Source organism: Salipiger bermudensis (genome assembly GCF_019801965.1).
GTDB lineage: Bacteria > Pseudomonadota > Alphaproteobacteria > Rhodobacterales > Rhodobacteraceae > Salipiger > Salipiger bermudensis_A.
This window is the reverse complement of record NZ_JAHVIA010000018.1, coordinates 1-9321: the sequence shown is the minus strand read 5'-3', so window position 1 is coordinate 9321 and position 9321 is coordinate 1. Positions and strand designations below refer to the sequence as shown.

At 62.8% G+C, this 9321-nt stretch carries 10 protein-coding genes; 1 reads left to right on the top strand and 9 read right to left on the bottom strand.

What is annotated here, in order from left to right:
- Window positions 1–72 precede the first annotated feature (72 nt).
- On the top strand, window positions 73–411 hold the full coding sequence (locus KUV62_RS22445) for a hypothetical protein (RefSeq protein WP_222605992.1): 339 nt from the start codon (window positions 73–75) through the stop codon (window positions 409–411).
- A 498-nt stretch (window positions 412–909) separates the two neighbouring features.
- Here the strand turns inward: KUV62_RS22445 and KUV62_RS22800 are convergent, their stop codons facing one another.
- From KUV62_RS22800 to KUV62_RS22410, 9 genes are all read right to left on the bottom strand, one after another.
- On the bottom strand, window positions 910–1071 hold the full coding sequence (locus KUV62_RS22800; protein WP_261395836.1) for a hypothetical protein: 162 nt from the start codon (window positions 1069–1071) through the stop codon (window positions 910–912).
- A gap of 15 nt (window positions 1072–1086) precedes the next feature.
- Window positions 1087–1230 carry a transposase gene (locus KUV62_RS22795; RefSeq protein ID WP_261395835.1) on the bottom strand — a complete coding sequence of 48 codons (144 nt, stop codon included), beginning with the start codon at window positions 1228–1230 and terminating at the stop codon, window positions 1087–1089.
- 101 nt (window positions 1231–1331) lie between these two features.
- The gene (locus KUV62_RS22790) at window positions 1332–1628 is read right to left on the bottom strand and encodes a DDE-type integrase/transposase/recombinase (RefSeq protein WP_261395834.1); all 297 of its coding nucleotides are present in this window, start codon (window positions 1626–1628) and stop codon (window positions 1332–1334) included.
- 106 nt (window positions 1629–1734) lie between these two features.
- Window positions 1735–2598 (bottom strand): transporter substrate-binding domain-containing protein, encoded by an 864-nt coding sequence (locus tag KUV62_RS22435; RefSeq protein ID WP_222605991.1) that lies wholly within the window; start codon window positions 2596–2598, stop codon window positions 1735–1737.
- A 165-nt stretch (window positions 2599–2763) separates the two neighbouring features.
- Window positions 2764–3888, bottom strand: coding sequence for a trypsin-like serine peptidase (locus KUV62_RS22430; RefSeq protein ID WP_222605990.1), 1125 nt, complete (start codon window positions 3886–3888; stop codon window positions 2764–2766).
- Window positions 3885–7100 carry a S8 family serine peptidase gene (locus KUV62_RS22425; RefSeq protein WP_222605989.1) on the bottom strand — a complete coding sequence of 1072 codons (3216 nt, stop codon included), beginning with the start codon at window positions 7098–7100 and terminating at the stop codon, window positions 3885–3887. The genes KUV62_RS22430 and KUV62_RS22425 overlap by 4 nt, the downstream gene beginning before the upstream one ends.
- A 12-nt stretch (window positions 7101–7112) precedes the next feature.
- The gene (locus KUV62_RS22420; protein ID WP_222605988.1) at window positions 7113–7988 is read right to left on the bottom strand and encodes a hypothetical protein; all 876 of its coding nucleotides are present in this window, start codon (window positions 7986–7988) and stop codon (window positions 7113–7115) included.
- Between the two features lie 469 nt (window positions 7989–8457).
- The gene (locus tag KUV62_RS22415) at window positions 8458–8880 is read right to left on the bottom strand and encodes a DDE-type integrase/transposase/recombinase (RefSeq protein ID WP_222605987.1); all 423 of its coding nucleotides are present in this window, start codon (window positions 8878–8880) and stop codon (window positions 8458–8460) included.
- A 179-nt stretch (window positions 8881–9059) separates the two neighbouring features.
- Window positions 9060–9203: a hypothetical protein gene (locus KUV62_RS22410; RefSeq protein ID WP_222605986.1), complete on the bottom strand. Its 144-nt coding sequence runs from the start codon at window positions 9201–9203 to the stop codon at window positions 9060–9062.
- Between the last annotated feature and the right edge of the window lie 118 nt (window positions 9204–9321).

Below are 9321 nucleotides of genomic sequence, written 5' to 3'. Positions count from 1 at the left end.
ACGCCGACCACTCCGACCCTCACCGGTGCGAGAGCACCATCTGAAGTCCATGCCATATAGAAGGACATACGCATGAATTTTACCAAGAACCAGCAGCGCGTCATCGCGCAGATCGGCGAGACCATGACCAATGGCGCGGCCCAGGATGCCGCGCTGGAGGCGCTTGCCAAGAAGTTCGACAAGGTGCTCGCCGAGCTCGGCGAGCAGCCCGACCTCCTCGACCGGTTCTTTGCCTGCATCGAGTTCCACGCCACCAGGAGCGCGGCCAAGCTCATCGCCCAGCACAGCCTGCGCCGCGATGAAGTCGGCACGCTCGTGGAGCAGATGCAGGCGCAGGCCGCAAACGAACAAGCGGCCCGGAAGGCCGAGCGCGAGGCCAACCGCAACAAGGAGGACAAGCCGGCGGAGTAAGCTCCGTCACTTCGGTGAGATGAGAGAAAGGCGCGGGACCTGGCCCGCGCCTTTCTTGTGTTCTGGGGAGCGCTATCGGGCCGTCTGGAAGCTGGCGCCGCGGAAGGGTCCGTTGCGGGGCATGACTGGTGAATAGCCGCCGCTTGCAGGGATGAGGGATGACTCGGACGCGCCGGTAGCTGCCTTGTAGATCCGCGTGGCATCATCATCACCGAATGACGCGACTGGCCCATACCGGTCACTCATCCCGGGTCAGGATGCCGCAATGCAGCTTTTGCATTCCTGCCATTCGTCCATCTCTCAGTATTCCAACGAATGCAATGACTGGTGAGCGGAACGAAGCGCCAATTCGCTTCATCTGCACGTATGTCGGTTTTGTTGTACGCGCCCCTAATTGCTGCAAAGCTAAGCGGCGACAGAATTGCCGTTCATGCTGGGCCAATGGGACCGTTGCATTGTTTGGAACGGCGCAGACGGGTCGGACGGGGTTTTCCTCCGTCAAGCAGCCCTTTTCGCTTCGGTGAACAGATTCCCGACGAAGGCGATCTCGTTCGCGACGCTGGGCTCGCACGCTGCAAAGTGACATTTGCGAATCGCTCGAAATGTCTCGACGCCTTTCAGCTTGGCTTTGGCGATGCCGAGGCTCTGGAGCTCATCCATTGGCGCCAGGCGGTGCTAGAGAACTGCGTGGTCCCCTTCAATTCGGTTGTTGAGGTGCTTCCTCGTGAAGAGCCGGATCGCGCCTTCCGGTCCCGATCGCGCGTTCCATTCATCAATGAGCTTCGCATAGCTTTGGGCCTTGTCGGTGAAAATCGGCAACGGATGATAGCACCGAACGGCATCAGGGCTTGGCGTGTGAAGGCCCTTGATGCACTGGCCGTGCGTCGTGTCGCGAGGCGGAGGTCAATGAGTTGACTACATTAGTCGACAGCGCGCCAAAGATAGCAACAGCTGTCGTTCACGCGAAGGTAGTTCTCGTCAACATGCCATTGCAGGCCGCGCCAGCTGCGATGTCTTCCATAGGCGCGCTTGCGAATTTCCGGACCAAATTTCTGGACCCAGCGATACACGGTGGTGGCGTCGACCTTGATCCCACGCTCGGCAAGAAGATCACGAACGCCACGATATGAAAGTGGAAACCGACAATACCACCGAACGGCGAGCAGGATCACATCTTTCGGAAACGGATGGCCTTTGAACGGGTCACGACGCGGCACGGCGGCTCCTCTTTACAAGCAGGATCGCACCGACGACTTGGCTGACGCAACGGACCCTTGCCCTGTCAGGACCGGGCGTCCCTCTAGGCAACCGCCCGGTCTGGCATCAGTTCTCCGGCACGGCGTAGAGCGAATACAGCGTCACCAGGAACCGCGACGCGCCGCGCCCCTCGAAGTATTCCGACAGCACGCTGTAGATCTGCCCGCTGCCGTAAAGCTCGGCCAGCGTATCGTTCGTGACCCGCAGGAGATCTGGCCTGTCGGGATTGATGCAAAGCCCGTAGAGTTCGGTCGAGATGATGTCGTCCGACACGTCAAATCCCGCGTCCGCATCGCGGATCGCTTGCTCCAGCAGGATCTGATCCCCGAACAGCACGTCGATCCGCTCGCCGGTCATCGCCTCGATGCCCTGTTCGTAGTCCTCGAACTGGGTGATCTCGGGCTGGTCACCGAACCGTCGCTGCCATTCGGTGTTGAGCCGTTCCACTGCGGTCGTGCCGCCGACGAGCCCGATCCGCTTGCCCTCAACCGACCCGATGCGCGACCGGAATTCGCGCGAGGCAAAGGAAATGCCGGTCACGAAATACGGAAACGAGAAGCTGCAGAAGGCGAGCCGTTCGCGGGTGATGCTGGTCGTGTCGCACAGGATGTCTAAGTCGCGCGGGGCGCCGTCCTCCAAAGTGAACCGGTCGCCTGCGTTCACGGGAAAGGTCTCCACGTCGCCGATCCCCGGCTCCAGCGCGTCCAGCACAGCCCGGCAGATCGTGGCGGCGAAGCCATCGTATTCCGCTCCCGGTCCGGTGATGCCCTCGGGAGGTGGTCCTGCGCGGAGCGACACAAACGGCGGCGCGTCCTCGCGGAAGCCCACCTTCAGCCCCTGGCCGGTCTGTTCGGCGGCCGCGGCGGAGACGACCATCCAGAAGAGTACTGCACCGAGGCTCGCGCGCCCTGCGCCGGTCAAGCCGGGCAACAGCCCGGTCCGCACGGCCGGTAACCCGTGGGGCACTCGAGCCTCGGCCCGTCCTCGCCTGCGCCGGAGGTCACCGTCGGCTGCGCCTGGGCTCCGGAAAACGCCGTCAGCAGGGCCAAGGCCCAGGCTGTGGCAATCATGCGTGCTGTCATCTTTCCACTCCAATCATCTGTCCGTTTCGAGGCTCTGGGTCACGAAGGTGCGCAGGGCGTCCAGTCGCAAGGCACGGTTCTCCTGTGCGCCGCTCACGCCGTAGCCGCGCTGGTGCAGCCCGACGACAAGCAGAGTGTGCCGGTCGACGACCGGTGCGCCGCTGCTCGACTTGGTGGTGTCGCAGCCGTGGCCAAATACCACGCCCGCCTCATTGTGCCCCGTGCCATCCTTGATGTGAAAGGGCCCGTCGAACAGGTTGCCCGTTGTAAGGCAGTCGGCATCCTGCGACACCGCCATTGGCGCGCCCTCGAAGTGCTGGTAGACCAGCAGTTCTCGCTCCGGTTCTGGTTCCTGGTCGGCCAGCCGAAACGCCGCCGCGGCTGGGACCGGTGGCGTCACCGCCAGGAGTGCCACATCGAGCGCCCGAGACTGGGCCATGATCGCGACCTCGTGCCGGCCCGCGCCATCCGGCGCCGTCTCGTCGACAAAGCCCATCACCAGTTTCGCGTAGCGCCCTTCCAGCCCGCGCTCCACGCAATGATGAGCGGTCAAGGCATGGGAAGGCGCGATCATGAAGGCGGTGCAATAGGTGTAATACGTGTCCTGCGCCTCGCCAAAACGGCCCTCGAGAATCGACAGGTGACCGACCGCCTTATTGAGGCGCCGCACCCGGAACGGGATGTCCGAGGACAGGACTGGCGTGAGGTTCAAGGCGCCCACTGGCGTCTGGGTGCCGAGCGCGACCTGCGGGAACCCGATCATCCGGACTTCAACCATGGCGGCGGTTGGCACCTCCATCACCGCGGTCAGAATGTCGAGGTACGGGCTCCAGTCGCCCGACGCTAGCCGGTCCACGGGCATCGACGCGACAGTCCGGCCATCGGCGGGATCGCGGATCACGAGGTCGGAGGACGCGTCGTGCAACCGGATCCAGAACCGCCATGTGCCCGTGACCACCGAAGGCGCGGCAATCAGTAGTTCGCTTTTCCCGCCGCCCACCTCGGCCACGATCACGTAGTCCCCGGCGGGCACCACACGTTCGCGCGATGCCTCTGCTAGCTGCTGCGCCATGCCCGGCACACTCGCCAGGCCGAACCCGACCACGAGCAATCCAAGGACGACCGCGCGCGGTTTCATCGCCCGACCACGGGGAAATAGATGTCGCGGACATTGCCCATGTCGATCGGAACCACCCGGTCGCCCACTACCCCCTTATAGCAGACCCCTTCCCTCAGACAGGGGTGCTGCTTGTGGGACCTGTGGGTGCCCAGCGGCCCGAACGCCACCTTGATGTTCTGGTCGTTCTCGGGATCCTTGCAGACCATCGCGCCCTTATAGAGCGGCGGTTCGGACTCGTCCTGGCGGAAATCGTCCTCGATGTGGATACGGTACATCTCGTTCCAGCGGCATTGCACCCGCCACTTGCCACGCTGCCGGTCCGAGGTGAAGACCGTGAAGGGAATGTCCTCGCTGGGAAAGACGATGCCATCGAATTCCTGCACCTCGGGCGCGCCCTCGGGCGGGTCGATCCAGCGCACGTGCATCCGGGCGGGGTTCAACAGTGCCACTTCCGGGTCGATCACTCCAGCAAAGATCCGACCCTCGTCGCCTTCGAAAAAGGTTGTCCGGCTGCGGTCACCCGAAATGTAGGGCTTTGCAGTCGAGATCAGGCGCGCCTTGATTTCGGAGGCCAGGAGCTTGGGATTCTCCGCCGCCATGCGGGCGGCAAGCGCGGTGACGAACACGGTGGCGACAGAGGTGCCGTCGCGGACGCTGGTGGTATGCAACGTCTGGATGCTATCGCTGGCGTCACCGTGAATATATCCGAACTCCTTGGCCATGACGCCGGCGCCTGGTGCGGCTACCGACACTGCCGACCCGTAGTTCGCCCATTCGATCAGCACCGGCGTCTTGTGGCCCAGGGCCGTGGCGCTCGGCTTGACCGCGCCCACGGTGATTACGTTCGGCCGGTCGCTCAGACAGGCCGGGAAGAATGGGCAGTCGGGGTCATCGACACCTGCCTCCCATGCAGACACGCGCCGCAGTTCGCGGCCTGTGGTTGCCCCAGGCGGCTGGCCCGCCGCAACGACGAAAAGGCCCTTCTCGTTCCAGAGCCCGATCTGTTCCTTGAGGTGTACCAGCGCTTCGCGCGCGTCGGCGCGCACCCGTGGCGCGGCGTTCAAATAGGACTGGCCGAGGCTCAGGTTGAAGACGCCGACGCCCAAGGGTGCCCCGCTTTCGTTAACCTCCTCGGTGATGGAGAAAACGTCGCGGGCTTCCTCGATGTTGTAGACAACATTCGTCAGGTTGCTTTCCGTGCCCCAGAACCGGAACTGCGCCTTGAACTGGTCTTCGGCAAAGACTCCCTCGGGGTTCAGCAGACCAACCCCGTCGGCAAGCGGGCTGCGGCTACCGATCAATAGGTTCTTGATGAAGGCTCCGTGCGAGATATCGCGGTTCTGCTGCGCGGCGTGCATCTGGATAGCGCGCAACTGATCGGCCAGCGAATTGCACAGCGGCAGAAGCGCAGTGTCTGGCAGCCGGTCGAGCCCGGCCTGCCCTTCGCCGCCTTCGGGTTCGCGCAGCGCGGCAGCGTTGTTGTAGCTTTCCGTCAGGCTGTTGATCATCGCGTTCATACTGGAAAGGAACGCGCGTTCGGTGTGGCCACCGAATTCATCGAAGACAAACACATAGGACATCGCCTCGGGCGGCATCGGGTCGCCGTGCGGATAGAAATGTTCGCGGTAATTGCGCACGTGGCCTTTCAGGTCCTCGGCGCCGTCGAATTCTCCGCTGCGCGAAAGACTGACCACGCAGGGCAGTTCCTGGTCGAGCGGCGCGTCCTCTGACGACAGGGCAAATACCTGGCTCTGGGTCCTGACCGGCACCCGGGTGGAACTGCGCCAGCGCAGCTTGTCCCCGTCGCGCGGTTCGCGGGCGTAGTCGCGCAAGACGGACAGTAGTTCGCCGCGCTGTTCCTCGGTCACGAAGAATTGGATATTCGCGCCGCCGGCCACGACTTCCCACTGCTCGCGCCCGTCAACCTTGAGTTGCCGGACGTTGCAGGCATCCGCCGCCGCTCCGCCGATGGTCTGCTCGATCGGGCCGAAGAGTGTGCAGTTCTGCGGCACCGCCTCGAGAAATGCCTTTTCGGTCTGACTGATCGACACGCCCGGCACCGCCGGATAGCCCATCGCACCACGCAAAATTCGCAGCACCTGGTTGGCTGACGGGTAGTCGCCGCGCCGGTAGACTAGGCCGTAGGACTGGAACACCTTGTCGGCGTCGCTGCAATGCAAGGCCGCGCCCGCGCGCGAAAAGACCGTGGTCCAGAGCCGGTCGTTACCCAGGCCCGCCGCGTCGAGCGCCGGGCCGAGCCTGCTGGGGGTGAGCGCCTTTTCACCCAGCGCCTCCGCCATGACACCGAGGAAACGGGCCTCGCCAAGCGCGGTCCACAGGTTCCGCAACGCGCCAACGCTTTCGGCGGACCGACCCTGCAGACCGAAGCGGGCGGCGAAATCGGCTGTGATCAGGCGGAAGGCATCATCTTCTGTAAAGGCCTCGAGGCTCTCCGGCACCGTAACGCCGGCGCGGTCGCGCATCGCGGGCAGATCGCTCTCGGACAGGGTAAACCGCCAGACGTTGTCGTGGGTTTGAGACAGGCCGCTGGCATTGGCCAGCATGCTACGGAACCGCGCGTCCGCGTCTCCTGCCCCAGGACCTACGAGACCCGGAAACCCCGCGCTGAGACAACTGGCCAGCTGAAAGTTCCGGTCGATGGCAATGGGTTGCAGAAGCCGCGGATCGCGCTCGGCCACGCGCAGGAAGAACCGCCCGATGTCGGTGTCCACGGAATGACCGTAAAGCGACACGACGAACGGCTTCCGCGCCGCCTCCAGAAGCAGGCCCACTGTCCGGTCGGTTTCCGCCGGGCGCGCGACCGCGGACAGCGACCGGGTCGCCCAGGTAGTCTGGATCACGCCCTGCCGGGACCGGCAATGGGTCGCGTCACGCCCACTCTCGACCGCGGCGCGCAGACACTTGATCCGCTCATGCACCTGGGCCACATCCGCGGTGTCGAGTCTGAGACCAAGGAGACTCGTCTCGGTCGCCGACAGCCCGCTCAGAACCGTGCGCGCGGACGCGCCCCGATTGACAGCCTCGGCCAGCTGGTCGAGCCCGATGTTGATCGTCCTCAGCCGCGCGGTGTCGACCCGGCTGACATGGTCGATCTTGAGCTGCCGCAACTGGAGATAACGCTCGGTCGAGGTGGGCTTTGTTTCGGCGGCGAGGGTCGTGGCGGCAACCGCTGCGATCCCGAGGCCGGTGAGGAATGCCTTGCCGATCATCGTGCCTCCGATCTAGCCGTTGGGCTGGTCGATCAGGGTGACCACCGCATCGAGTTCCGCCGGAGTGGGCGGTTCAACTTCAGTGTTGGGGATGGCGCGCTGCGCATAGTCGGATTCGCTCTCGACCAGGTAGGTGGCCAGTTGCAGCCTGTCCGCCTCGGACGTCTCTGCGCCCCCGAACTGCGGATCGTCCAGATGAACCTTGGTGAGAGCCCAGTACATCGCCACATCGGTGCGTTCGACCTTGTCCTCGTCGGAAAACTCGGTTTTCAACCCGAGGTTCTGCTTGAACGTCTTGATCAAAGCATCGGCGCTGATCCCCGCTTTCGCGCCCCGAATTGCCCCGATCCGTTCGTCGCCGCGGTAAATGCCATAAAGCACCAGCACCTCGCGGTTGGCGATGGCGGCGAGGCAATCAGGGTCGCCGTAAAGCTGGTTCAGAAGCTCGACCTCGCCGCCCGCCAAATCCCCGGTCTTCACCGTCACGCCATAGTCCACGGCGCGGGTGGCATTGGCGTCGATCTTGCCGACAGACACGACTTCGATGTCCGGCGTAACGGCAAAGGTGGTCTTGTCGCTCAGCACGAGACCCACGTCGCTCGTTTTCGACGTGACCTCGTCGCAGGCGTTGCTGTGGGCGATGGCGAAACTTCCGTTGACCGGAAACACCGCGCCGACCTTGTAGGCGTTGCCGTTCAGCCAAGGGGCAAGGGCGAGCATCTGGTTGTCGCCTTGAACCTGCGCGGACAGCTGTTCCAGCCGCGCAACGCGCGGCGACCGGTCGTCGTCGATCGACACCGGCCGAAGCGCGAAATATCCAACACCCACGACGATTACCAGAAAACCGAGACGAACGATAACGCCTGAAGACGACGAAGTTTTCGACATATCAATTTTCCGAATAAGATTCACTCAACCACTGAATGATAACAGATCTTGACTGATTCTTCATCGTTGAATTCGGGAGCATATTCTGACCGCCCGGTGAGAGCGCATACGGGCTGAGGTGGTCCCAGTATTTTGCCCAGTTTGCAGCCTAAGCTAAGGTGGATCTTGGTTTAATTTCAGGCTGCCATTTTCTCAGGCTCGGGTTTGGTCACATAGGCCTCGTTCGGGGTCAAGAAGCCGTGGATCGAGTGAGGCCGGTCGGCGTTGCAATAGTCGATCCATCGCCCGACCCCTCGCGTGCCTCTGACCCGGTCTCGAGTGCCCGTAGATAGACGCACTCGTATTTCAGGCTCCGCTAACGCCGCTCGATCATCCGGTTGTCGATCCAGCGGCCCCGGCCATCCATCGAGATTTTCACACTTGCCTCGGCCAGTTCATTCGTCCATTCGCAACCAGTGAACTGGCTGCCCTAGTCACGATTCACTGTCTCGGGAGGACCATATTCGGCCATAGCCTCTTTCAAGGCCTCGATGCAGAAGTCAGCCTCCACGCTGTTCGACAGCCGCCAGGCTAGGACCTTGTGACTGTACCAATCCATGATGCCGACGAGATACAGGAACCCCCGGCGTATCGGAATGTAACTGATATCGACGCACCAGACTTGGTTGGGCCGGCTGATCGCCAGCCTTTTCAGAAGATAGGGCCAGACCTTGTGATGCGGATGCTTCTTGCTGGTGTTGGGCATCTGATAGATCGGCACTAGCGGCATCTTGCGCATCGTACGGCACACCCTGTGGCGACCACAGCGATGCCCCTGCCGCTGCATGTACCGCGCCATTTGCCGCGATCCGTACCACGCCGTTTCCAGAAACTGCTTATCGATGATCTCCACAAACCGCAGGTTTTCGGCGCTTTCGCCGACAGGCCGGAAATTCAGGCCCGACCGCGTCAGCCGAAGCAGCGCACATTGGCTCCGCTGGCTCAGCTCATGATCCGTGCTCAGAATTTTTTGCCTCGCGTCCCGAGCAACTGATGCGAGGCGTTCGCTAAAAAATCCAGCTCCACACCCAACTACCCGATCTTCGAATGCAGCTTTTCGATCTCGGCTTCGGATGCGCGGACCTCATCGGATTTGCCCCGCTCGAAGGTCTGCGCCATGTTGGCAATCGCCGCGTTCAGCCCGCTCACTCGGATCAATGGCGTTCGGGGCCTCATGACCTGCTCCCCTGAAAAGTCCGCGGTTTGAAGTTAGCCTGTTCTCCAAACGAGGAGACAGACGATGCGGAAAAGCCGTTTTAGCGAAGAGCAGATCATTGGCATCCTGAAGGAGCAC

Bases quoted from the DNA above. Each gene is read 5' to 3' on its own strand.
- KUV62_RS22420 (WP_222605988.1), bottom strand. From the start codon at position 7,988: ATGTCGAAAACTTCGTCGTCTTCAGGCGTTATCGTTCGTCTCGGTTTT.
- KUV62_RS22425 (WP_222605989.1), bottom strand. From the start codon at position 7,100: ATGATCGGCAAGGCATTCCTCACCGGCCTCGGGATCGCAGCGGTTGCC.
- KUV62_RS22445 (WP_222605992.1), top strand. From the start codon at position 73: ATGAATTTTACCAAGAACCAGCAGCGCGTCATCGCGCAGATCGGCGAG.
- KUV62_RS22800 (WP_261395836.1), bottom strand. From the start codon at position 1,071: ATGGATGAGCTCCAGAGCCTCGGCATCGCCAAAGCCAAGCTGAAAGGC.
- KUV62_RS22410 (WP_222605986.1), bottom strand. From the start codon at position 9,203: ATGAGGCCCCGAACGCCATTGATCCGAGTGAGCGGGCTGAACGCGGCG.
- KUV62_RS22430 (WP_222605990.1), bottom strand. From the start codon at position 3,888: ATGAAACCGCGCGCGGTCGTCCTTGGATTGCTCGTGGTCGGGTTCGGC.